At 61.7% G+C, this 23,694-nt stretch carries 25 protein-coding genes; 7 read left to right on the top strand and 18 right to left on the bottom strand.

Going from position 1 to position 23,694, the window contains the following annotated elements; genetic code table 11:
- Window positions 1–5: 5 nt before the first annotated feature.
- The 13 genes from PQQ95_RS09265 to PQQ95_RS09205 are packed head-to-tail and all read right to left on the bottom strand — an operon-like array spanning window position 6 to window position 11,989.
- The gene (locus tag PQQ95_RS09265) at window positions 6–1,271 is read right to left on the bottom strand and encodes an NAD(P)/FAD-dependent oxidoreductase (protein ID WP_408437045.1); all 1,266 of its coding nucleotides are present in this window, start codon (window positions 1,269–1,271) and stop codon (window positions 6–8) included.
- Window positions 1,264–2,229 carry a VOC family protein gene (locus tag PQQ95_RS09260; RefSeq protein WP_408437044.1) on the bottom strand — a complete coding sequence of 322 codons (966 nt, stop codon included), beginning with the start codon at window positions 2,227–2,229 and terminating at the stop codon, window positions 1,264–1,266. Before PQQ95_RS09260 ends, PQQ95_RS09265 begins: the two co-directional genes overlap by 8 nt.
- A gap of 26 nt (window positions 2,230–2,255) precedes the next feature.
- Window positions 2,256–3,746: an aldehyde dehydrogenase gene (locus PQQ95_RS09255; RefSeq protein ID WP_408437042.1), complete on the bottom strand. Its 1,491-nt coding sequence runs from the start codon at window positions 3,744–3,746 to the stop codon at window positions 2,256–2,258.
- Between the two features lie 40 nt (window positions 3,747–3,786).
- Window positions 3,787–4,617: an aspartate dehydrogenase gene (locus PQQ95_RS09250; protein ID WP_408437040.1), complete on the bottom strand. Its 831-nt coding sequence runs from the start codon at window positions 4,615–4,617 to the stop codon at window positions 3,787–3,789.
- Entirely contained in the window at window positions 4,610–6,268 is a 1,659-nt protein-coding gene (locus PQQ95_RS09245) for a thiamine pyrophosphate-binding protein (protein WP_408437038.1), read from the bottom strand. Before PQQ95_RS09245 ends, PQQ95_RS09250 begins: the two co-directional genes overlap by 8 nt.
- Window positions 6,261–7,058, bottom strand: coding sequence for an SDR family oxidoreductase (locus tag PQQ95_RS09240; protein WP_408437036.1), 798 nt, complete (start codon window positions 7,056–7,058; stop codon window positions 6,261–6,263). Before PQQ95_RS09240 ends, PQQ95_RS09245 begins: the two co-directional genes overlap by 8 nt.
- A complete protein-coding gene (locus PQQ95_RS09235; RefSeq protein WP_408437035.1) occupies window positions 7,055–7,948 on the bottom strand; it encodes an IclR family transcriptional regulator in 894 nt (297 codons plus the stop codon). Before PQQ95_RS09235 ends, PQQ95_RS09240 begins: the two co-directional genes overlap by 4 nt.
- Complete coding sequence (locus tag PQQ95_RS09230) at window positions 7,949–8,839, bottom strand: alpha/beta fold hydrolase (protein ID WP_408437033.1); 891 nt, start codon at window positions 8,837–8,839, stop codon at window positions 7,949–7,951.
- 46 nt (window positions 8,840–8,885) lie between these two features.
- Window positions 8,886–9,413 (bottom strand): cupin domain-containing protein, encoded by a 528-nt coding sequence (locus PQQ95_RS09225; RefSeq protein WP_028195931.1) that lies wholly within the window; start codon window positions 9,411–9,413, stop codon window positions 8,886–8,888.
- Between the two features lie 26 nt (window positions 9,414–9,439).
- Window positions 9,440–10,216 carry an SDR family oxidoreductase gene (locus tag PQQ95_RS09220; protein WP_408437032.1) on the bottom strand — a complete coding sequence of 259 codons (777 nt, stop codon included), beginning with the start codon at window positions 10,214–10,216 and terminating at the stop codon, window positions 9,440–9,442.
- Entirely contained in the window at window positions 10,209–11,312 is a 1,104-nt protein-coding gene (locus PQQ95_RS09215) for an aromatic ring-hydroxylating dioxygenase subunit alpha (RefSeq protein WP_408437030.1), read from the bottom strand. Before PQQ95_RS09215 ends, PQQ95_RS09220 begins: the two co-directional genes overlap by 8 nt.
- Before the next feature lie 49 nt (window positions 11,313–11,361).
- The gene (locus tag PQQ95_RS09210; RefSeq protein WP_408437029.1) at window positions 11,362–11,673 is read right to left on the bottom strand and encodes a recombinase-like helix-turn-helix domain-containing protein; all 312 of its coding nucleotides are present in this window, start codon (window positions 11,671–11,673) and stop codon (window positions 11,362–11,364) included.
- Window position 11,674: 1 nt separating this feature from the next.
- Entirely contained in the window at window positions 11,675–11,989 is a 315-nt protein-coding gene (locus tag PQQ95_RS09205) for a non-heme iron oxygenase ferredoxin subunit (protein ID WP_020068683.1), read from the bottom strand.
- Window positions 11,990–12,429: 440 nt separating this feature from the next.
- On the opposite strand from PQQ95_RS09205, the gene PQQ95_RS09200 reads away from it, so the two are divergent.
- A complete protein-coding gene (locus PQQ95_RS09200) occupies window positions 12,430–13,506 on the top strand; it encodes a porin (protein WP_408437027.1) in 1,077 nt (358 codons plus the stop codon).
- A gap of 106 nt (window positions 13,507–13,612) precedes the next feature.
- Here PQQ95_RS09200 and PQQ95_RS09195 read toward each other — a convergent pair whose 3' ends face one another.
- On the bottom strand, window positions 13,613–14,584 hold the full coding sequence (locus PQQ95_RS09195) for an IclR family transcriptional regulator (RefSeq protein ID WP_408437026.1): 972 nt from the start codon (window positions 14,582–14,584) through the stop codon (window positions 13,613–13,615).
- A gap of 177 nt (window positions 14,585–14,761) precedes the next feature.
- Between PQQ95_RS09195 and PQQ95_RS09190 the strand changes: the two genes are divergently transcribed.
- From PQQ95_RS09190 to PQQ95_RS09170, 5 genes are all read left to right on the top strand, one after another.
- Window positions 14,762–15,049, top strand: a complete 288-nt coding sequence (locus PQQ95_RS09190) for a hypothetical protein (RefSeq protein ID WP_408437025.1) — start codon at window positions 14,762–14,764, stop codon at window positions 15,047–15,049.
- A gap of 115 nt (window positions 15,050–15,164) precedes the next feature.
- Window positions 15,165–16,850: an acid phosphatase gene (locus tag PQQ95_RS09185; protein WP_408437023.1), complete on the top strand. Its 1,686-nt coding sequence runs from the start codon at window positions 15,165–15,167 to the stop codon at window positions 16,848–16,850.
- Between the two features lie 156 nt (window positions 16,851–17,006).
- Window positions 17,007–17,366, top strand: coding sequence for a DUF3564 domain-containing protein (locus PQQ95_RS09180; protein ID WP_408437021.1), 360 nt, complete (start codon window positions 17,007–17,009; stop codon window positions 17,364–17,366).
- 399 nt (window positions 17,367–17,765) lie between these two features.
- Window positions 17,766–18,515 (top strand): DNA/RNA non-specific endonuclease, encoded by a 750-nt coding sequence (locus PQQ95_RS09175; RefSeq protein ID WP_408437020.1) that lies wholly within the window; start codon window positions 17,766–17,768, stop codon window positions 18,513–18,515.
- Window positions 18,508–18,768: a hypothetical protein gene (locus PQQ95_RS09170; protein WP_408437018.1), complete on the top strand. Its 261-nt coding sequence runs from the start codon at window positions 18,508–18,510 to the stop codon at window positions 18,766–18,768. Before PQQ95_RS09175 ends, PQQ95_RS09170 begins: the two co-directional genes overlap by 8 nt.
- Before the next feature lie 113 nt (window positions 18,769–18,881).
- Here the strand turns inward: PQQ95_RS09170 and argE are convergent, their stop codons facing one another.
- From argE to PQQ95_RS09150, 4 genes are read right to left on the bottom strand one after another with little or no spacing between them, the layout of a single operon-like run.
- Entirely contained in the window at window positions 18,882–20,045 is a 1,164-nt protein-coding gene (argE, locus tag PQQ95_RS09165; RefSeq protein ID WP_408437017.1) for an acetylornithine deacetylase, read from the bottom strand.
- Entirely contained in the window at window positions 20,038–20,715 is a 678-nt protein-coding gene (locus PQQ95_RS09160) for a DUF1028 domain-containing protein (protein WP_408437015.1), read from the bottom strand. The genes argE and PQQ95_RS09160 overlap by 8 nt, the downstream gene beginning before the upstream one ends.
- 10 nt (window positions 20,716–20,725) lie before the next feature.
- Window positions 20,726–21,163 carry a RidA family protein gene (locus PQQ95_RS09155; protein WP_408437014.1) on the bottom strand — a complete coding sequence of 146 codons (438 nt, stop codon included), beginning with the start codon at window positions 21,161–21,163 and terminating at the stop codon, window positions 20,726–20,728.
- A 9-nt stretch (window positions 21,164–21,172) separates the two neighbouring features.
- Window positions 21,173–22,489 (bottom strand): flavin-containing monooxygenase, encoded by a 1,317-nt coding sequence (locus PQQ95_RS09150; protein ID WP_408437013.1) that lies wholly within the window; start codon window positions 22,487–22,489, stop codon window positions 21,173–21,175.
- A 179-nt stretch (window positions 22,490–22,668) separates the two neighbouring features.
- On the opposite strand from PQQ95_RS09150, the gene PQQ95_RS09145 reads away from it, so the two are divergent.
- Entirely contained in the window at window positions 22,669–23,595 is a 927-nt protein-coding gene (locus PQQ95_RS09145) for a LysR family transcriptional regulator (RefSeq protein ID WP_408437011.1), read from the top strand.
- Window positions 23,596–23,694 lie beyond the last annotated feature (99 nt).

The raw sequence follows: 23,694 nt of genomic DNA, 5'->3' as shown, positions 1-23,694 counted from the left end.
TGTGGTTAGGCAAGCGCCGTTGAGGCGTCGGTCAGGGTGGCAAGGTCGAACGTCCGGCCCTGGTTCATCCATTTGCGCGACAGTTTCAGTTCGCGCGGCGTGTTGATGGCGATCACACCGCGAATCGCGCCGTCTTCCAGATGGAACAGCGTGGCGCGTTTGCCGGGCAGATCACCGCGTACGGCGAGTTGCGCATCGCCCGGAATGTCGCCGAGGATTTGCAGATTGACGTCGTATTGATCGGACCAGAACCACGGAATGTCCGCGTACGGTTCGAATTTGCCGAGCAATGCTTTGGCCGCCGAGATCGCCTGGTTCTGCGCGTTGGCCCACGATTCGAGCCGCACGCGGCGCTTCAACCAGGCACTCGGATGGTTCGCCACATCGCCGCATGCAAAGATGCGCGGGTCGTCGGTCGCGCCGAAATGATCGACGACGATGCCGTCTTCCACCTTGATACCTGCGGCTTCCGCCAGCGCCGTGTGCGGCGTGAGGCCGATGCCGGCGACAGCGAAGTCGGTGTCCAATGTGGAACCATCGGCGAACGTTGCGCGAATACGGGTGGCGTCGTTCGGATGATCCGCAATCGACACGAGCGATGCGCTCAAACGCACGTCTACGCCATTCGCACGATGCAGTTGCAGCAGGAAATCCGACACCATCGGCGGCAGCGAGCGCGCGCACAGACGCGGCGCGCCTTCCACCACCGCCGCCTCCACGCCGAGCTTGCGCGCGGTAGCGGCGACTTCGAGACCGATCCAGCCACCGCCTACGACGAGCACGCGCTTGCTTCCGCGCAGCCGTTCACCCAGCGCGACGGCTTCGTCGAGCGTGCGCAGATAGGCGATGTGCGAGGTCTTCACCAGCGCGTCCGGCAAACGGCGCGCCGCGCCGCCGGTTGCGATCACGAGCCGGTCGTAGTGCACTTCACGTCCCGACTGTGTCCGCACGATACGTTGTTCGCGATCGATCGAGGCCGCGCATTCCGGTTGCCATGCTTCGACATTCAGCGCGTCGAAATCGTCCGGTTTCACGAGGCGCACGGTTTCGATATCCGCTTCGCCGGCCAGCACCGCCTTGGACAGCGGCGGCCGCTCGTACGGCAGATGGATTTCGTCGGCGATCATCACGAGGCGGCCGTCGAAACCTTCCTTGCGCAACGTCTTCACGACCCAACCCGCTGCTTGACCACCGCCGATCACGACGATCGTGCGCGGTGCTTCAAGTCCGGCATGCGCGGCTTGCGCCTTTTCAGCAGCAGCGTCAGTCATTTTTCCGCTCCGTCATGAACTTGCCTTCCGGCGCCTTCGCATTTTTCTGGCGACGCGTATTGCCGTCGATGCCGCCGTCGATCGCCCATTCGGCGAACACGGTCGGACCCGGTTCGAAATCGCGTGGCTGCCATTCAGGCGTGAGTTGATCTTCGTCGGCGTAGTACTCGATCAGACCGCCGGCCGGATTCTGGAAGTACCAGAAGTAAGCCGACGAGACCGGATGACGTCCCGGGCCAAGTTGCGTGTCCCATCCGCAGCGGCTGATATGCATGCCGCCACCGAACACTTCATGGATATCGCGCACGGTGAACGCGACGTGATTCAGGCCGCGCTTACCGCCAGGCAAGGCCAGCAGGAAGATGTCGTGATGGCCGCCATGCGGCGCGCAGCGCATGAACGCACCGCGGCCCGGATAACGATCCGACATTTCGAAGCCGAGCAGTTCCTGGTAGAACTTTTCCTGAGCCGCGAGTTGGTTCGTGAAGAACACGACATGGCCCACTTCGACCGGTTCAGCACGCTCATAAATCGGCGACGGTTGGTCGACGCGCAACGTCTGGCCCCACACGTTCGACGGCGAACCGTGGATATCGAGCGCGCGTTTGCGGGTCACTTCAACGCGAATCGCCATGCCGTTCGGATCGATACAACCTACAGCATCTTCCGTTTCGAAGTGGCCCGGCTGACCGGCAAAGCGGCCACGCAGTTCGTCGAGTTCGGCTTTGGTGGCCACGCCCCAGGTCACCTCACGCAGCGTCGGACCTTCTTCGAACGCGGGCGGCAGCGACGGGTCGTTCGCATCGGTCAGGAGAATCGTGCAGCCGTTCAGCGTTTCGAAGCGTGCATGGGTTTCGTCGTGCGCGACTTCTTTCAAGCCCCAGTCCGCGAAAAAGCGGCGACAGGTGGCGAGATCCGTCACACCGTAAATAATCTGTTCAATGCCGAGAATCGTCATAACGTGCCTCTTGCGTATTTCGCGTATTAGTTCGCCCACGCCAGCGGCGCGTCGTTCAAGCCCCAGTAGAGGCTCTTCTGCTGCATGTATTCGCGGATGCCGAGACGGCCCTTCTCGCGTCCCATGCCGCTCTCTTTCCAGCCGCTGAACGGCGTCGAGATCGAGAACAGCTTGTAGGTGTTGATCCACACGGTGCCGGTTTCGAGCGCGCGGGCGATCCGGTAGGCGCGCTTGTAATCGCGCGTCCAGATGCCGGCTGCGAGGCCGAACACACTGTTATTGGCTTCTTTCAGCAGCGAGGCTTCGTCGTCGAACGGCATGGCAACCAGCACCGGGCCAAAGATTTCTTCCTGGCAGATGCGAGCGTCGTTCGTGAGGCCTTCGAGAATCGTCGGCTGGAAATAGGTGCCCTGCTCGCGGCCATCGCCGACCGGACGTTCGCCGCCGCACAGCAGGCGGCCGCCTTCTTCCAGACCCAATGCGACGTAACGTTCGACGGTTTCGCGATGCGCGGCGGTAATGAGCGGACCCATCTGCGTTTCAGTGCGCGACGGATCGCCGACACGCAGCTTGCGCGCGCCTTCCGTGAGACGCGTCATGAACGCGTCGTAGATCGAACGCTGCACGAACAGGCGCGAGCCGGCGATGCACGCTTCGCCCGACGAACTGAAAATGCCGTACAGCACGCCGTTCACGGCATGGTCGAGATCGGCGTCGTCGAATACGATGGTCGGCGACTTGCCGCCCAGTTCGAGCGAGACCGGCATCAGCTTGTCCGCTGCGATGCGCGCGATTCCGCGGCCCACTTCGGTGCCGCCCGTGAACGACACTTTCTTCACCAACGGATGGCGCACCAGCACGTCACCGATCACAGAGCCCTTGCCCGGCACCACGCTGAGGACACCCTTCGGCACGCCGGCTTCTTCGCAGATACGGGCCAACGCAAGCGACACCAATGGCGTGACCTCAGCCGGCTTCAATACCACTGCGTTACCGCCGGCGAGTGCCGGTGCGAGCTTCTGCGCATCCGATGCAATCGGCGAATTCCACGGCGTAATCGCGGCGATCACACCGATCGGCTCGTAAATGCTCATCGTCAGATAGTCGCCGCGCGAAGGCGTGACTTCTTCATCGAGCGTTTCGAGGCAGGCGGCGAAATAGCGGAACGTATTCGCGGCGCTCGCTACCAGTACGCGCGTTTCGTTGATCGGCTTGCCGTTGTCGCGACGTTGCAATTGCGCGAGCGCTTCGTGACGCGCCATGATCAGATCGGCGATGCGATACAGAATCAGTGCGCGTTGATGCGGTTTCAGACCCGACCAATCCGCGCGGCGCCACGCGATATCCGCGGCTTCCACGGCTTCGCGGGCGTCGTCGGCATTCGCCGTCGAAATTTCCATGTTGACCGACTGATCCGCCGGATACAGGCTTTTGTACGGGTTGCCACGCCCTTGCCGCCATTCGCCGCCGATGAAAATATCGCCGGTGGGGACGAGGCTGGTATCGAAGTGAGTCATGTCGGTCGTTCCGGTTTGCTTCAGCTAATCAGCTAATGTCTTAAATCACGCAGCGGGCCGCGCGATTACGTAGCGCACGGATCGCGCTGTACGCGGTCAATGCCGATGTCTTCGGGTTGTCCGGCAGCGGTTTGCCGCACATTTCCAGCGACATCTCGCCGAACGCTCCGCGCGCCACGATGCGGTGCACGTTGCGCGATACGTTCGGGTCGGCGATCAGGCGAACCATCGTGTGGTCCAGACCAAGACCCGCCAGCGCGATCGTCGCGGCGACGTTGGCGTTCTTCGGATAGAGGCGCGCGGCTTCGCGTGCACTGCCTTCGAAAATCACGGTCTCTTCGCTCAGCGTGTGCAGATCGCAGCGCTGTTCCGCGGGCGTGCCGAGCCAGCCCGAAGGTGGTTTGCGACCCGTGTACAGCACTTCGTCGAGGCCGCCGAGCTTGGCGGCAGACAACGCATCCACGCCGCCGATGGCGCCCGACAGCAGCGTCAACGTCGCGTCGCCTTCATCGGCCGCAGCGGAGAGCGCGTCCAGCAACATCATGTCGGACAGCGCGCCGATCGATGCGACCGCGCAATCCGTACCGGCTTTCAGCAACGGCACCACGTGATCGACCAGTGCGCTGTGCCCCGCGCACTCCAGGGCGAAATGTGGCTGGCTGCTCAACGCGGACACCGACGCCACCACATCGACCGACGCGCCCACCACTTCACGCACCGACGCCATATGACGTTCCGGCACGATCACGTGCGACACGCGCACCGTCGGATCCGACTCGACCGAGCGATACACCGCCTGGCCGATCGCGCCGAAGCCGATCATTGCGACGTCGACGGGTGCGTGATGCCCCGCGTAGCCGGTCTCACGCATGTTCCGGCTCCTGTTCCTTGACCGGCGGGCCTGCGAACGCGGTGGCGAACGAGCCGACCGACAGCATGTCCACTTCGACCAGTACCGGACCAGTTTTTTCGAACCCGGCACGGATGATTTCGTCGGCCTGGTCGAGCGACTTGATGCGGTAGTGCGTGAGCTTCAGGCTCTCGCAGAACTGCGCGAAATCCGGCTGGTGCAGATCGACGTAGCAGCGGCGGCCGCCGTATTGCGCGTCCTGAATGTTGCGGATCACGCCGTAGCACTGATCGTTCATCAGCACGATCATCACGTTGGCGTTTTCCTGCACGGCCGTCGCGAGTTCGCCGACATTGACCATCAGGCCACCGTCGCCCACCAGGCACACGGTCTTCGCGGCATTGCCGGCCAGTGCCGCACCGATGCCCATTTGCATGCCCTGCCCGATACCGCCGCCGAGCGCATGAACGCCCGCACGCGGCGAGAAGATCTTCAGCAAGCGGTTACCCCACGTGCTGTTCGAGATCGTGACGTCGCGCACCCAGTTGTAGTCGCGGCCCACGGCCTGCTGCAGCGCGTCGACGAGGCGCTTGTACGGGCCGAGGCCCTTGCCCACATCGGCAACGGCGCTTTCGCGCGCGGCTGCCAGATCTTGTGCGAAGGCCGGATCGACCTTCAGGCGGCCTTCGAGCAGCGTCGCGAGTTCTTCGAGAACGGCGGATGCATCGCCGTGCACGAACATGTCGTTGCGATAACCGCGGTTATCGGCGAGCGCGTCGGCGTCGATGCGATACAGCGGTTGCGGCAGCGCCAGCTTGTACTTCAGCGTTTCATTGCCACGCAGACGCGAACCGACCACCACCAGCGCATCGCACGTCTTGTAGAAGCTTTCGACAGCGGCATGCACGTTGAATGCGCCGAGCGTCGCCGGATGATCTTCCGGCAGCACGCCACGGCCTTGCACGCTGGTGACGACGCCGAAACCCAACGCCACGAGACGTTCAACCGCCGCGCTTGCGTGACGTGAGCCACCGCCGAGCCACAACAGCGGGCGCTTCGCATTCGCCAGTTGATCGGCGAGCTGCTCGACGCGCTTGCTGCTATGCGTGAGTGTCGTGACGTGCGGCGCGGCCAGATCGGCGGGCCATTCGATTTCGGCAGCTTGAATGTCGATCGGAATTTCAACGCTGACCGGACCGCTCGGCGCGGTTTGCGCCACACGGACGGCTTCGCGGATCGTCGGCAATGCGGTTTCGACCGAGCGCACGCGGAACGCGGCCTTCGAGATCGACGACAGCATCGACAATTGATCCGGTGCTTCGTGGATATACGCGAGGTCCTGATCGAGATATTCGGTTTCGATCTGGCCGGTCACGTGCAGCAACGCGGTGCCCGCGGTCAGTGCTTCGACCATCGCGCCGGCAGCATTACCCGCCGCCGTGCCCGTGCTGGTGAAGGCAACACCCAGGCCGCCGGAGACGCGCGCCAGGCCATCGGCCATGTTCACCGCGCCCGCTTCGCCACGTGCGCCGACGTAGCGAATCTTGCCGCGGTTGTGGATCGCGTCGAGGATCGGCATGTTGTGGATCGAGATCACGCCAAATGCGGTTTGAACGCCGCATTGCTCGAGAAAGGCGGCGATCAGTTCGCCAACGGTGGTTGTGTTAGACATGTCGTGCAACGCCTCCAGAAACATCGATGTGACTGCCCGTCGTATAGGACGACAGCGTAGTAGCCAGATAAAAGAGCGCTTGGGCGGCTTCTTCGGGTTGACCGAAGCGGCCCAGCGGAATGTTTTTCTTGCGTGCCAGTTCGGCGGTCCAGTCTTCCCAGCTCTGGCCCGGCTGGGCTTCTTTCGCGTAACGGCGACGCCATTGACCCGATTCGACGATGCCGATCAGAATCGAATTCACGCGAATGCGCTGCGGTGCGAGTTCGACCGCGAGCGACTTGATCAGGCTCAGCACGCCGGCACGGGCCGACGAAGTCGCGACCATGTGCGGCTCGGGTTGCAGTGCGAGCAACGAGTTCACGCAGACCACTGCGGGGTTCGTTGCGTCGCGCAGCATGGGCAGAAACGCGCGGGTCGGACGGATCACGCTGAAGTACTTCAGGTCGAGTTCTTCGCGCCAGGCGTCGTCGGTGGTGTCGGCGAACGTCGACACGCGGCCCTGGCCGGCGTTGTTCACCAGCATGTCGGTACGGCCGAAGCGTGTTTGCACCGCTTGCGCGAAGGCGCTCACTTCGCCTGCGTCGAGCACGTCGCAGGTTTGCGCCAGCAGTTGCGCATCGGGAAACTGCGCCTTCAGCGCGGCTTCCGCTTGCGCGAGACGTTCGCTGTCGCGTCCGCAGATCGCGACCGAAGTGCCTGCTCGCAGAAACAGTTCGGCAGTCGCAAGGCCGATGCCGGACGAACCGCCCGTCACCACCGCTACCTGTCCGGTCAAGTCGATTTGAATCATTTGAGCCCCAGTGCCTTAAAGTATTTCGCGCCCGCGTTCGGACTACGCGCCGGCCGATAGTTGAGCCGCTGCGAGAGTTCGTCGGCCGCGCGGCGAACCTTGTCGATCAGGCCGCTATCGAGCAGCGACGCATCGATCTCGTGGCGCGGAATTGTCGTCGTGATTACGGCGACGATGCGGCCCGTGTCGTTGCGCACCGGCGCGCTGACCACCGAAATGCCGCGCTCGAACGACGACTCGCTGATCGCGAAACCGCGCTTGGCGTCGTCGCGAATGCGTTCGTACAGATCGTCGATGGTGGCGGGCGTTTGCTTCGTGAAGCGCTCGAGTTCCGGCTCGGGATAGAGCTTCTTCAAGTCGTCGAGCGTCATGTCGCCCATCAATACCTGGCCATGCGTCGTCGCGTAAGCCGGCAGACGCGTGCCGACATTCACCTTCACCGAGCTGAAAATCGGCGCGTGGCTTTGCGCTTTGGCGACGAACACGACGTCACGGCCGTCGCGAATCACGATGTGGCTCGTCAAGCCGGTGTCGTCGCGCAGCGCTTCGATGATCGGCAAACCGAGGTCGGTCAATTCGAGCGAGCTCAGGTATTCAAAACCGAGCCGCAGCACCGCGACGCCGAGGCGATAGTTGCGGTCCTTATCGGCGCGCTCGAGAAAACCGAGCGATTCGAGTGTTTGCAGCAGACGGAACACCGTCGTGCGGGGAATCTTCAGGCGCCGGGATAATTCCGGTGCGCCGAGGACCGGCTCGCGTGGCGAGAACTCCGTCAGAATCTTCAGACCGCGTTCCAGACCTGGCACGCGATAGTTGATCTCGCTGTTTGCGTCTGCGTCGTTGCGGGCGTTGTCCGCGTCGCGCTCGGCGTTAATCGTGTCGGGCGTCATTCATTGGCTCCGTTGTCCGTCGCTCACGCGGCAGAACGTGTCGATGATCGCGGTGTACGCGGCGGGTGCTTCGATATAGCCGGCGTGCCCCGCGCGTGGCACGACCTGCAATTGGGTGCCGGCGGCCAAAGCGAGTCGCTCGCAGGCCTCAGGCGTTGTAATGGCGTCTTCAGCGCCGACCGCGACGTTGATGCGGCCTTTGCAGCGCGAGAGATCACTGGCGAGATCGGCATTGGCGAGCAGATGCGTCGCCTGCGCGTAGCCATGCGAGATCACGCGCGACATGTTCCAGCGCACCCATGCGCGCGCTTCGTCGCTCGCGTGAATGGACACCATATTGGTGCTGCGCTTCTCGGCGAGACCTTGCGGGCCGAGTTCGTTAATCATGGCGAGGCGCTGATCACGTTTCGTCTCGCGCACTTCCGCTGCGGAAGCGCCATAGCCGCCAGCCGGCGACAACAACAGCAAGCCGGCCACGCGCTGCGGATTCGTCACGGCAAACGCGCCGGCAACGATCGCGCCAAGCGAATGACCCAGCAGCACGCAACGTTCGATGCCGAGCGCGTCGAGCCATTCCTTCAATACCGTTGCGTAGTCGCTTGCAACGGGCGAATCCGCGTCTACGGGTGTCGACGCGCCATACCCCGGCGCATCCCAAGCCAGCACACGGCGCGTCTGACCCAATACTTCAAACTGCTGCACCCACGAAGCCGCGCCCGACCCGATACCGTGAAGCAGCACCAGAGGCAGCACATTGCCCTCGGCGCTATCCACGTCGCGATAGCTCACCGCGCGTTGCGATGCCAGCCAGATCTGCTGCGCCGGGAAGCGCGCAAGACGCGCTTCGAGCGTGGCGTTCTGATCGACGGTAGCGGACGGGACGGCGGACATGATTTCCTTCGTGGGTGTTTTCAAAACTGCGCGGATAACGGAAGGCTTAGCGCTTCAGCTTGGCCAGAGGCGAATCCGGCGGATACGTCGGTGTGATCGGCTTGGGTGAACCGAGCATCACGCACATCAACGCGTCTTCTTCACCGATGTTCACTTCCGTGCGATACACGCCCGGCGGCACCGAAATCAGATCGCGTTCGCCGAGCACGGCTTCCCACGTTTCGCCGTCTTTCTCGCAGATCACTTTCATCTTGCCGCGCAGCACGAAGAAAATTTCTTCGACATCCATATGAATATGGCTCGGGCCAATGTTGCCGGCCGGGATCACCATCGTCGAAAACGTGAAGCCGCCTGCGGGCACCGTGTTCATGTCCTTCGCGACACCCGTGCCGCCCGTGCCGACATAGCGCATTTGCGCACGGCGATATTTCGGGTCGTAGTCGGCCTGGAACTTCAGCGCGTCCCAGTCATAACGACGCGTTTCCAGACGGGCCACGCGGGAGTCCAACCATTGTGCAAAGCTCGCGTCCGCGGGTTGTTCCCACGATTTGCGTTCGAGTTCGGCGTCCGCCATCTCTTTCTCCTTTCGATTCGACAAGATCAATTCATCACGAAGCCGCCGTTGACCGGCAACAACTGGCCAGTCACGAAGCGCGCGGCATCGGACAACAGAAACAGCACCGGCCCGGTGACGTCGTCGGGCACTTGTGCGCGCGTGAGCGCGCGGCCTTGCAGGTAATACTGGTGACGCTCGGCGGGCACGTAGGCGGTGGCCTCGACTTCGGTGAGGCCGGGCGCGATCGCGTTGACCGTCACTTGATGCGCGCCGAATTCGCGCGCCAGCGAGCGGGTCATCGAGATCACGGCGCCCTTGCTCGCTACGTACGCCAGCAGTTTCGGCGCGCCCCACATCGCGGTATCCGACGCGATGTTGACAATGCTGCCGCGCCCCGAATCGCGCAAATGCGGCAGCGCGGCGGTACTCATCAGCCACGTGCCGCGCACGTTGACGTTCATCACGGCGTCCCACGTGTCGACCGACAACTCGTCGGCAAACTTGCCACCCGAGTTAGTGATTGCCGCGTTATTGATCAGTGCGTCGAGGCCGCCGAGCTGAGCCGCAGCCTGGTCCGCGAACTGCTTGATGCTGGCGGGATCGGCAAGATCGAGCGGCAGATACGTCACCGCATGGCCCTGCTCGACCAGCGACCCCGCGAGCGCACGGCCTTCGTCATGCAGCACGTCGCCGAACACGACTTGCGCACCGGCTTGCGTCAGCGAGCGAACGAACGCCGCGCCGAGACCGCGCGCGCCGCCCGTCACGAGAACGCGCCGGCCTTTGAGCACAGCCGATGCGGAGGGCGCTTCGTTATGCATGGCTGTGGCCTGCTTCGGTTTCAGCGGTACCGGCTTGAGCAACTTGCGCGGCTTGGGCGCGATACGCGTCCAGGTCGGCGAAATGCTGTTGAGCGCGCTGACGGAACATGCGGCGCACCCGCGTCATGCCGACGTCGTGCTGATAGAGGAATTCGTGCTCGCGTGCATTCGGCGCCATGCTTTCGAGAACATAGCGATCCTGTTCCAGCACGGCCCAGTGCAAACCTTCCAGACGGTTGCGATACATGAAGCGCCATGCGTCGCGCTGCCAGCCCGACACCTTGCGCGTGCGCCAGAAGTAAACCTGGCAGTTGTTTTCGTCGACCGGCGTGGCAAAGCCGATGATCCCGAAGCTGCCGCCCGGGCCGAACTTCTTCTTGTACGGAATCGCGAGACGCATCCACAGCGTGCCGGTTTCGCCCAGCTCGACCCAGTCGAAATTCACGTCGCGCTGGCCGACCTTCTCGAACATCAGACCGGTTTCGGTCTTGCGCACGCGCATGTCGGCCTGCTTGTCGCCTTCGGCCATCGAGTGCGACGTTGCGTGCAGATACGCGCCGTGCATCGGGTCCATCACGTTGTCGATCGCGTACTGGTAATTGCACTTCCAGTGCGACATGCACAGGAAGTTCGCGTATTCCTCACCGACCAGTTCTTCCGGCAGCACGAGCGGCGTGGGTTCTTTGTGAGCGTCGTCGCCGAACCACAGGAAGATCGCGCCGGCATGCTCTTCGACCGGATACGACTTCACGCACTTCTGGCCTTCCAGCGGACAGGCCGACACCGCCGGCACCTTGACGACCGTGCCGCCGCCGTCCACTTCAATGCCGTGATACCAGCACGCGACGCTGCCGCCGAGGTTCCAGCCGAGCGACAGACGCGCGCCGCGGTGCGGGCAGCGGTCTTCGAGCGCGCGGACCTGGCCTTCCTTGTCGCGCCACAGCACGATCTGGTCGCCGAGGCGCGTGATGCCGACCGGCGCGTCGCCGACTTGCCAGCTCGGTGCAACGGGATACCAGTAATTGCGCAGGCCACGGTTCAGATAGGACTGGATCGGGTCGGCCGCGCCTTGAGTCGTTGTATTGGGGGACGTCATGAAGAGACTCCGGAGACGAAAGCGATAAGACGTATGCGGAAAAGCGCGCTTATTCGGCGAGCAGGCGGAATTCGGCGGCAAGGCGGTCGGCGTCCCACGCATTGCCTTCCGGCGTGCGGAAGCCCACGCGGTTCAAACCGTCGACGACTTCCTGCAACTCAGTCGCGCCGGCTTCGAAAACCTGTTCGAGCGCATCGCCGAAGTCGTTTTCGTATTGGGTCGGCTCCGCCTTACGCGTTTGCCAGATGAAGTTTTCGGTCTCGCCCGGCTTTTCGATCACGCCCTTGCCGGCGACGTTGTTCGGCTGCGGCGCGAGCCACGGCTTCAGGAAGGGATTGAAGTTCACGATTTGCTCTCGCATGTCATTCCACCTTGATCTGGATTTCTTCGCCGGCGAGGCGCACCGAGTACATCTTCAGGTCGCGGCCACCGGGCTCTTTCAAGCATTTGCCGGTCGGGATATGGAACACGGCTTCGTGCAACGGGCATTCGACGGTATCGCCGTCGACAAAGCCCTGCGTCAGCAACGCGTACGCATGGGGGCAGACGTTTTCCAGCGCGTACAGCGCATCGCCCACCTTGTAGATGCCGATTTCCGTGCCGTCGAGTTTGAACTCGAGCGGCGCGTCTTCGGACAGGTCGCCGGCATGGCCGGCGCAGCGCCATTGTTCAGTCATTTCTCGCCTTCTCCTGAAGCCTTATGTTCCATACAAGGAACATCAGTTCGTGTATGGATAATTATAGGAGCGGCTTTGGCTTGAGAAAATAAAAATCTGGGTTGGTAGGGGAAAACACCGACTGTGGCGTTCACAACACAGCTTTGCGTGAACGGGAATAAATGGCCTTGACGGCTCAAGAGCCTTTATGGGCTTGGTTTTCCTGATAATTTTCAGACAAATGCAGAAGCCCTCATGCGGGTTTGTACGGGGTCCGAAAATTTATTTTGACCACCGCCAGACTCACTATACTTTTCCATAGGCGACACAAACGCCCATAGGTGGAACAAATAGCGGAGCAGTTTTGGCGCATAAACCCGAAGCTGCATTCAACCCAAAGCAAGGATCAGGGATGACGAAATCGGCGTGAGCTGTTCGTCGTGTGATCAGGAGAACCAACGGTGAAGCACATCATTGCGGCGGCCGGCTTGACGGCAATCTGCGCAACGACCGGCGCCTGGGCGCAAAGCAGCGTGACGCTATACGGCAGCCTGGATGCCGGTATTGCGTACATCAGCAATGCGGGTGGCCATTCGAAGTGGATCGAGGAACAGGGCAACATGCAGCCTGATCGCTGGGGCCTGAAGGGCGTCGAGGATCTGGGCGGTGGTCTGAAGACGGTTTTCCAGTTGGAAAACGGCTTCTATACGAACACGGGGGCATTCGCCAAGGCCGGCACGCTGTTCAACCGTCAGGCTTTTGTTGGACTGAGTTCGGACCAGTTCGGCACGGTGACGCTCGGCCATCAGACGCCGTTCAGCTTCGACGTGCTGGATCCCTTTAGCACGGCTTTTCTGGCTGCGAGCTGGTACGCGTTTCACCCCGGCAACATCGACGAACTCGCCGACACGGGCGTAGTGCCGTTCGACAACTCAGTGAAGTTTCGCTCGGCAAGTTTCGCCGGCTTTTCGGTTGGCGCGATGATGGGTCTCGGCAACACGACCAACTTCTCGACCGGCAAGACGCTGAGCTTTGCGCTGACCTATGCGAACGGTCCGTTCAAGGCCGGCGCGACTTACGCGAATGAGCACGATCGTACGCCGTCGATCGTGACGACAGGCATCAACACCTTCCAGGGCGTCGCCGCGGCGAACTACACGGCGGACAAGGTCGAGAACATGGGCGCGGGCGCGTCATACCAGTTCGGCAAGCTGCTGGTGCACGCTTTGTACACGCGTGTGAAGCTGGAATCGGCCGGCCATTCGGACACGTATCAGAGCTACGACGCGGGCGCGAATTATCAGTTCACGCCGTTCAACAGCGTCGCCGGCGGTGCCGCAACCACGACGATGGCGGGCCATCGCTGGACGCAGTTCGAGATCGGCGATATCTACGCGCTGTCGAAGTCGACGCAGTTGTACGTGAATGCGCTGTATGAGCGCGCGGGTTCGAATACGGACGCCGCGTTCTTTACGGCGGGCGTGTCGAGCGGTCGGAATCAGACGATTTTCCTGACGGGCATCCACCATTCGTTCTGATGTAAGTGATGCCTGCGATGCGAATGATGTAATGCAAACGGCCCGGATGCTTTCGCATCCGGGCCGTTTGCCATGAGCATAAGCAGAAGCAGCAGGAAAAACCGGATCAGTTCGCCGCAACCGGTCTGCGACGCGCCTGCGCCGCGGTCGGATCATCCGGTCGCGGACGATAGCTGAGACGCTCGGACAATTCGAGCGCCGCCTGGCAAACCGCGATGACGAGCGGTTCGCGTTCTTCCGCTTCGCCGATATCGGAACGCGGAATGGTGACCGTCAACGCCGCCGTGATCTTGCCGCTTTGATCGCGTACCGGCGCGCTCACGACCGAAATCCCTCTTTCAAAAGACGCTTCACTCAGCGCATAGCCGAGCGCCGCACTTTCGCGCACTCTTCCATACAGTTCTTCGACAGTCGCGGGCGTGCGTTCCGTGAAACGTTCGAGTTGCGGCTCGGGGTACAACTGCCGCAATTCTTCGAAACTCAAATCGCCCATCAGCACCTGGCCATGCACCGTGGCATGCGCGGGCAGACGCGTCCCGACATGGACCTTCACCGAACTGAACATCGGCTCATGGGTTTGGGCCTTGGCGACGAACACCACGTCACGCTGATCGCGGATCAGCAGATGCGTACTGAGGCCGGTCGCGTCGCGCAAACGTTCGAGAATCGGCGTACCGACGTCGGTCAGCTCGAGCGAACTCAAGTATTCGAAACCGAGTCGCAGCACGGCGACACTCAAGCGGAAATAGCGGTCGCCATTGACGCGCTCGAGAAAACCTAAAGCTTCGAGCGTTTGCAGTAAACGAAATGTCGTGGTGCGCGGAATGCCGATGCGCTTCGACAATTCGGGCGCGCCCAGAATCGGCTCGCGCGCACTGAATTCGGCCAGGATGCGCAGGCCGCGCTCTAACCCTGGCACGAGATAAGTCGATCCGCCGGTGCTCTCTTCATCGGTGGAATCGGGGAAATCGGCGCCGTCCGCCTGGGACCGGGCCGCCTCGTTTTGCGGAGTCGCCCCTGTCGCGCCGCGTGGCTTCGCGTGCTTGCGTCCCGCTCCTGTCTGCTCTTCTTTTGCCATCTTGGCTGCCGTCTTTTGCCGTTGTCTCTGCTGTTCATCGGATACAGATCAACATGATAGCGCGAAGCAAACGGCGGGCATTTTCGTTTCGCGCGGTGCTATCCTTTTGAAGCGGTCCATCGCGCGAGGTTTCACTGGCGCGCTTTGGCTGCCGCCAGGCGTCCGGAGACTACGCTCATGTCCGATTCCGTTCAGATCCAGGTTGCCGATTCACATCTTTATCCGGGCTGCGCAGTGCATATCGCCCACCTGCCCGAGCCGGCCCGCGCGGCCGCGGCGATAGTCGAATTCGCGGACGGCTCCGGTGCGCATGCCACCTGCCATCGGCGGACTTTCGACGAACTCGAATTGACCGTTGACGGTTACGCTACGCAGAAGCGTCATCCCGTGGACGCCAGACATTGGCTTCTGCTCGCCGTCGACTCGACGCATAGCAGTTGGCGTGTGAAGCGGCGATTGCCTTAGCAGTGCCGGACCCTTCCGGCCACTCCGTATTTGAACCCGGTGCCGCGCGCACGCCGCCCCGAGGGGCAGCTATCTGGCTGTAAAGCGCCCGTCACGCAAACTTCGCGAGATACCGATGACAGACAACGACTCGACCCTGCCGCCGAACCCCAACGATGCCCCCGACGATCCCGAGCGCCGCCGTGTCCTGACCGGGCTCGCGGCGGTCGGCATCGGACTCGCGCTGACCGGTTGCAAGACCGAGCAAAGTACCGCGGGCGACACGGCGCCGCGCAGTGCCGCGGACTTGCGGCTCGACGCGGCACTACGCGACCAGGTCAAGCAGATCGTGGTGATCTACGCCGAAAACCGCAGCTTCGCGAATCTTTACGGCAACTTTCCCGGCGTCCAGCATCCACTCGACACAGTGAGCGCCGAGCGTTATCTGCAACTCGACCGCGACGGCAAGACACCGCTGCCGCGCCTGCCGGCAATCTGGGGCGGCCTCGTGCCGCAAGCGCAGGAGGTAGACGGTAAGCGCTACATGATCGGTCAGAAAGATATCGGCAATCTGCGCAACGGCCCATTCCATATCACCGACGCGCAGGGCGCGCCGCTGCCGAACGGCGTGATCACGCGCGATCTGGTGCATCGCTTCTATCAGAACCAGATGCAGATCAACGCCGGGCGCAACAACCAGTTCGCCGCATGGGGCGACTCCGGCGGCCTGGTGATGGGGCACTACCGCAGCTCCGCCGACACGCTGCGTCTGTGGAATCTCGCGCAGCAATACACGCTGTGCGACAACTTCTTCATGGCGGCCTTCGGCGGTTCGTGGCTGAACCACATCTTTCTGATCTCGGCGCAGGCCCCCTTTTATCCGGACATCCAGAACAGTCCGGCGAAGAAGATGGTCTCGGTCGTCGAAGGCGACGATCCGACCGGCACGCGGCTAAAACTGGCGGCCGACTCGCCCGCGTCCGCGCTCGACGGTCCGCCGAAATTCATCAACGACGGCGCGTTTACCGCCGACGGCTACGCCGTCAACACGATGGCGCCGCCCTACCAGCCGAGCAATGTGCGTCCTGCTGAAGGCGGCAATCCCGCCTTCGCCGACCTGTCGAATCCGCGCGTGCTGCCGCCGCAAAACTTCGCGACGATTGGCGACCGTCTGACGGACAAGGGCGTCGACTGGGCCTGGTACAGCGGTGCGTGGCAATACGCACTGGAGCATCAGGACACGGGCGCCGTGCCTGACTTCCAGTATCACCATCAGCCGTTCAATTACTTCACCAATTACGCGCCGGGCACGGCCGCGCGACGCAAGTATCTGCGCGACGCGGGTCTCGGCGACGACGCCGCCACCAATCGGCTGATTGCCGATATCGATGCGGGACGCTTGCCGGCGGTCACGTTCTACAAACCGCAGGGCGACTTGAACATGCACGCGGGCTACGCGGACGTCGCGTCGGGGGATCGTCACATCGCGAATGTGATCGAGCATCTTCAGCGCGGCCCGCAGTGGGCCCATACGGTCGTGATCGTCACGGTGGATGAAAACGGCGGCTGGTGGGATCCGGTCTCACCGCCGAAGGGCGACCGCTGGGGGCCGGGGTCGCGGATTCCCGCATTGGTGATTTCGCCGTTGGCAAAGAAGGGGTACGTCGATCATACGGTGTACGACACTAATTCGATTCTTCGCCTGATTAGCCGGGTGCACGGGCTGGCGCCGCTCGATGGCGTTATCGCACGCGATCGGGCGTTTGCGCAGAATGGCCTGGCGCCACTTGGCGATTTGACGGCTACGCTGGATCTGGCCTGATAGAGAGCGCGGTAGCAGATCGCGCCGTCCAGAGGCTACCGCACGACATCGGTGCGAATGTTTTTCGTGCCCGATCGTCGTGCCATTTTGCCTTGCATAACACGCGTCGCGACATAGACTGGTTAAGCATTACTTCGCACTTTGTACGGAACTGCCATGCGCCTGACCATCCTCATCAACGGTTCCGATCCCACCGTCAATCACGACTACGCTGTGTTGTGGCTCGACACCGACGAACATCGGTGGTCGAGGGAAGCGCATCAAGGGATCGATTTGCCCCCATGGGGCGAGTTACATGACGACAACGGCGTAACCACGCTCTGTGCGCCGAGCACGGACGCGCCGCTATGCACGTTGCGCGGCTTGCATGTCGATCGCAAACAAGGCGTCAGCGCGGCGCAAGGTGCCGCAGCGTGGACAGCCTTACCGGCACGCGCGCCAACCAGCGGCTTCTGGCGCTTGCAAGCTGTCGATCGGCAGAATGTGCACGCCGAGCACAGCGTATTCGGCAATTAGGTTTCGGCGCTTTTTTTCGTCGGTCGAAATTTCCGCCTGTCCCAACTGTGCCGCCTATGCGCGTGCGTGGGTGGGATTGTTTGCGCGTTCGACTGTTGGCATACGTTTCCCGTTCTGCTTTCTGCTTTCTGCTTTCTGCTTGCCGCGGGTTTAAGTCGGTCTTAAGTTTGCGTGCGTAGAGTTTGAATTCCACGCATTAGGGTCGCTGCAAAGCGGCCCGTTTTTTTTGGTGCAACGGTTTTTACCGTGCGCCGCGCGCTTCTATCACTCGCAGCATTTTCATCTGCGCCGGCGTCGTGTAAAAGCCACCTCCTTCCCCGCATTCTTCCGCGTTCCACGTCGCTCGATACAGGCTCGCGACGCTATACTTGCGCCCCCGATCCTTCAACTGACCGACACATGAAGAAGTGGTTTGCCTGCCTGTTGTTCGCTGTTGCCGCTCACGCGAGCGCAGCACCTTCCTGTACCCAGTTCACCCCGAATGCGCAATGGCCGGTTCTGATCAATCAGAAGATGGCGCCGAGAACGCGCATGCTCTGCTATAACGATTTCGCGGTGCTGCATTCAGGTATCACGCACGGTCCGTTGTGGTCCGCCGAGCATCTGACGCGCGACCATATCGAAGCCGCCAGAGACATGGTGCGTACCAACAAATTCTTCGAAGACGCGCGTTTGCCCGACGGTGAAGGCGCAACGCTCGCGGACTATAAACGCAGCGGCTTCGATCGCGGTCATATGAGCCCGGCAGGCAATCGCTGGAATCAGGAGGCGATGGCACAATCGTTCTCGCTGGCGAACGTCGTCCCGCAAAATCGCGAGAACAATCAGCGTTTGTGGGCCCGTATCGAAACGTCGGTGCGTAAAATCGCCATGTCATACGACGATACTTATGTCGTCACCGGGCCGATTTTCAACGGCCAGCAATTGCAGACCATCGGACCGACGCGCGTCTTCGTGCCGACACAATTGTTCAAGGTGGTCTACGTGCCGTCCCGGCAGATGGCATTCGCGGTGGTAGTCGACAATGTCTCGACCAACCACTACGACATCAGGACGATTCACGAACTCGAGACGGCATCGGGCATCCGTTTTCCGGGCATTCCGGAGAATCTCAAAGATCAGCGACCGGGAGGACTGAAAGGTGTTTAAACCCTATTCAAACGATGACGACGTGCTCAACATCCAGGGCGATGCGTTCACCGTCAGCAACAGCACCACGCGCGTGGTCCTGAACGGAACGCTGGCGTTGACTCAGGACCAACGCGGATTAAAGGCTGCGTTGGCGCTGAAGGACGCAATCGACGCGGTGGTGGCTGCGTTGCAGGCGCAGACCAGTTTGCCGGCAAAGGTGAAGGATGAGCCGGATGCGAAACCGGGCGTCGTGCAGAATCCGTTTCAATAGCGCGTTCATGATGCATGGCGAACATGAGAAGCGTCAGAACTCCGACGAGGCGCCGCACCCATCCTATGCGACGGTGAATGCGCATCCGGTTCATGGCGAACCTCGTCTGAATATCAGACGGGGCGCCAAAGGTATTCGGCGAGGCGTGCCAACATTGCATCGCAGCGGGTCAGCTGATCGAGGGTAATAAATTCGTCCGGCTTGTGTCCTTGATCCATGCTTCCCGGTCCGCAGACCACGGTGGGAATGCCCACCTGGTCGAACAGTCCCCCCTCCGTGCCGAAGGCCACCGTACCGAACTCGGTGGAGCCGCTCAGCACTGCCAGCAGGCGTGCCGCTTCGCTGTCCGGCGAGGTGGCCAATGCCGGGTAGGCACTCAGCGGCTGCAAGCGAATGTCGGTATCGGGCTGCACTGAACGCATCTTCGGCAGCAGCTCGGCCTCGGCAAAGGTCTGCAGCTCATCGGCCACCTCATGGGCACTGAAACCTGGCAGGGCGCGTACCTCGAAATCGAATTCGCATTCAGCCGGGACGATATTCAGCGCACGTCCCCCTTTGATTACGCCGGTCTGCACCGTTGAGAACGGCGGATCAAAACGCTGATCGTGATGTTCGGGCCTTGCCAGTTGCGCACCGATCTCTACCAGCCGGCCGATCAGCCGCGCCGCGTATTCGATTGCGTTGACGCCATAGGGTGCGTAGGCCGAGTGACAGGCAGCCCCTTTCACCTGACAGCGCATTGCCAGCTTGCCCTTGTGACCCAGCACCGGTTTCAACTCGGTAGGTTCGCCGATCAGGCACAGGCGCGGCTTGTGCGGACGCTTTTCCAATTCCGCCAGCATCGGCCGCACACCGAGGCATCCCACTTCCTCGTCATAGGAGAAGGCAAGGTGTACCGGCAGCTTCAGCGGCCGCTTGAGAAAAACCGGCACCGCCGCTAGCACCGAGGCGATGAAGCCCTTCATATCAGCCGCGCCGCGACCATACAACCGCCCGTCTCTCTCGGTGAGACGGAACGGCTCCACCGTCCAGGCCTGGCCATCCACCGGCACCACATCGGTATGGCCGGAAAGCACAATGCCACCTTGGTCACGAGGACCGATGGTGGCAAACAGGTTGGCCTTGGTGCGCTCCGGGTTGTAGAAAAGCTCGCTCTCCACACCAAGCTCCGCCAGGTAATGCTGGATGAAAGCGATCAGTTCCAGGTTGGAGTCCCGACTGACCGTAGCGAACCCGATCAGCCGTTCGAGCAGCGCACGGCTGGACATTTCACTCATTGCCCGGCACCCCGTAGCTCGGCGCAGCGGTCGGATTCAAGGCCCGCGCCAGGTAGTCTTGCATCTGCGGCCGGTAGGCTTGCCAGAGACCATCCAGTTGACCGATTGGATCTTCGTCCGCCCAGTCGACCCGCAGATCGATGATCGGCCATGTCACTTCGCCGGCTACCTTGAGCGCCGCCGAGTGCACGGGCCCGGCCTCACCCCCTGCCGTCATCGCGGCATGCATCGCCGCCAGCAGCCGATCGGCAAGCATCCCTGGCGCATTCTCGAACGCCTGAACCATCGCCTCGATGACCTGAACACTCGCCAATAGGTTGCCAGCGGCGACGCACTGTTCACCCGCCACAGCGTTATGCAAACCCAGTGCTTCCTGACCGCTGAAGAACGCGGTCCGGCCCTGGCCATCGATCACCGTCACCTGTCGATACTGGCTCCACGCGTTGGCGCCAAGCGCGCGGTCCAGCGCCGCCGCAGGCTCGATCCGCTGACTTTCGAGGAAGTCGAGGATCTGTGGACCGAGTGCAGGCAGGGTGACGTTCTGGGTCGCCACCGCACCCACCCCTGCGCGTACCCAGGGGCATCGAGCGCCCACCGCGATACTGGAGGAGCTGATGGCGATTCCAAGCTGCCCGGTTTCCGGGCAACGTCCGATGATAGAGAAGGTCATGTCCTGATCCTTAGGCCTGGTTCGGCTTCCAGTCATCCGGAATCACCGCGATCACGTCGATCTCCATCAGCCACTGCGGCTGACCCAACGCGGTCACAACCAGCCCGGTGGAAATGGGGAACACGCCCTTAAGCCACTTGCCGACCTCCTGGTACACCGGCTCGCGATATCGCGGGTCGATCAGGTAGGTTGTAGTCTTGACGATATGGGATAGATCGCTGCCCGCCTCTTCCAGCAGTTGCTTGACGTTCTTCATTGCCTGCGCGGCCTGCGCGCCCGGGTCGCCGAGCCCGACCAGACGGCCGTCGAAATCGGTGCCCACCTGGCCGCGCACATAGACGGTATTGCCGGCGCGCACGGCCTGACAGAGATCGTTATCCAGCGTCTGGTTCGGGTAGGTATCCTTGGTGTTGAACATGCGGATACGGGTGTGGGTCGGTTTGCTCATCAGTTCACCTCAATACTCAGAAAGAAAATCCGCCTTGCAGATCTCGCAACCGTCTTCTGCCTGGCGTTCCGAGGCATCACGGTAGGAGAGATATTTGCGCTGCGTGACGATATGGTCGGCAATATGCCTGGCGTCGTGCCAGACGCCCCAGATGAAAGCGGAGCCACGACGCGACAGCCACGGCAGCCCCAGGAAATAAACGCCAGGCTCGGTCGACACCCCGCGCTGATGCCGCGGCTTACCGTTTGCGTCGAAAGCGTTGACATACAGCCAGCTGTAATCGACTGCGTAGCCCGTTGCCCAAACGATCGAGGTAACGCCGGCCGCGGCCAGGTCGAGTTCAGGAAGGGGATGCGTCACGCATTCCGGATCCGGGAGCATGTTGCGGGCTTCAGGTTCTTCCGGAAGGTCAAGACCATTGCGGGCAATATAGGCATCAGCGGCATTCAGCAGCGACAGATAGTTCTCGTCACCGCGAGCAAGATTGTCGGCAAGATCCGATTCGAAGGTCACTACGCCGTCGTCGAACGATTTCGTCAAACCCACGAGCGTGATGCCCTGATTCGCAAGACGCCGGAAGTCGACCGTGTGGCCGCCACGCGCACCGCTTACGGCAATGGTCACATGTTCCTTGCCCGGTCTCATGACCTCCGCGTCCCATTCGCCGAGAACGCCCAACCACCAGCAAAAGTCGCGGCCGCGATAAGCGCGTGGAGGACGATCGTGCGGTCCAACCGAGAGGTAAACTTTCTTGCCCGCGCGCTGCAGTTCATCCGCGATCTGCACGCCCGACGACCCGGCACCCACTACCAGAACCGCCCCCGCAGGAAGTTGCCCAGGGTTGCGGTAGTCGGCTGAATGGATCTGGGTGAGCTTGCCGGTTTCAGGCGCGATCGGCGGGATAACCGGGCGCTGAAAAGGTCCGGTTGTGACAACCACGCGGTTGGCCTCGATCACGCCCTTGGTCGTTTCGATTGTGAACCCCGGCCGGCCCGTATTGCGTACAACTTTCGTCGCTTCCACGCCCGTGCGAATGGGGGCGTTGAACTTCCTGGCGTAGGCTTCAAAATAGTCCGCAACCCGCTCTTTCGGAGCGAAGGCGTCGGGGTCGAGATCGTCGAACTCCATTCCTGGAAAACGATCGTGCCAGGCCGGGCCATTGGCAACCAGCGAATCCCACCGTCCCGTGCGCCAGCGTTCAGCGATACGATCGCGCTCGAGAACGAGGTGGGGCACCCCGAGTTTGCTCAGGTGTTCACTCATGGCCACGCCGGCCTGGCCTGCGCCGACGACCAGCGTGTCTATTAACGTCCTTTCAACTGTCATGCCTATCTCCTTCCAGGATCTACCGATGAAAGAAATCTACGTGGAAACATGTCATCTGAAAAACACATTTAAAAAATGCAAATCATCTGTTTTAGCTATGCAAAGCGCGCGATAATCAGCACGAAGCCGAGCGCCGTGCCCGGCGCCTCCGGGATGATTTTTCTCAAGGGAACAGGTCAATGGAAAGCCCACTGCTTCGGTATTCGCTGCGCCAACTGCGATACTTTGTCGTGACGGCAGAAGCGCTGTCTTTTACCGGTGCATCAAAGGTCCTGCACATTTCGCAGCCCTCCATTTCTACGGCGATTGCCGAGCTGGAGGAGTCTTTTGGCGTGCAACTGTTCATCCGTCACCACGCCTCCGGGCTTTCCCTGACCCAGGCGGGGCGCGAGATGCTCGGCAAGACGCGTGACCTTCTGAAGAATGCGGAGGAGTTGCAAGTCGCTGCGCGCGGGATGGACACCGGCATATCAGGCGGTATCGCGCTCGGTTGTCTGGTTTCGCTTGCCCCGCCGTTGCTGCCGGGCCTGATCAGCCAATTTATCTCCCAGCATGCCGGTGTCGTATTCCAGACGCTGGAAGCGCATCAGGAAGATCTGTTCACGGGCCTGCATGATGGATCGCTCGACCTCGCACTGACCTACAGCATCGATCTGACCGACGACATCGAATTCCTGCCGATGCTGACGCTGCCTCCGTACGTCATCTTGCCGAAGACCCACCACCTCGCGCAGCATCGTTCGATCGCGCTTGCGAATCTGGTGGGAGAGCCCTACGTGATGCTGGACCTGCCCCATAGCCGGGAATACTTTGCGGCGCTATTCGACGCGGTGGGCGAGCGTCCGGTCCCGGCGTTCAAGTCCGCACAACCCGAAGTGGTACGCGGCATGGTGGCGAATGGTCTCGGATACAGCATCCTGAACTTTCCGCTCAAATCGACCCATACCGTGGACGGCGAGGATTTCGTCGTCAAACGGTTCAAGGACGATGTGACAGCCGCCACGTTGGGCATTGCACAGTCGCGTAACATGAAGCCGAGACAGGTTGTCCGGCATTTCACGGCGTTCTGTGAAGCGCAGATAAAAAAGCAGCACGCAAAGCGCTGAGCGCAGAGCATTGCGTCAGGCACCCGACGACGCTGTCGAGAGGCACCTCACTTCGACGCAAAGTGTTAGAACGAGTAGATGAACTGGGTCGCGAGCAGG

The organism is Paraburkholderia caffeinilytica (assembly GCF_046030355.1).
In the GTDB taxonomy this organism is placed as follows: domain Bacteria; phylum Pseudomonadota; class Gammaproteobacteria; order Burkholderiales; family Burkholderiaceae; genus Paraburkholderia; species Paraburkholderia caffeinilytica_B.
This window is presented reverse-complemented; position numbering and strand designations above follow the sequence as displayed.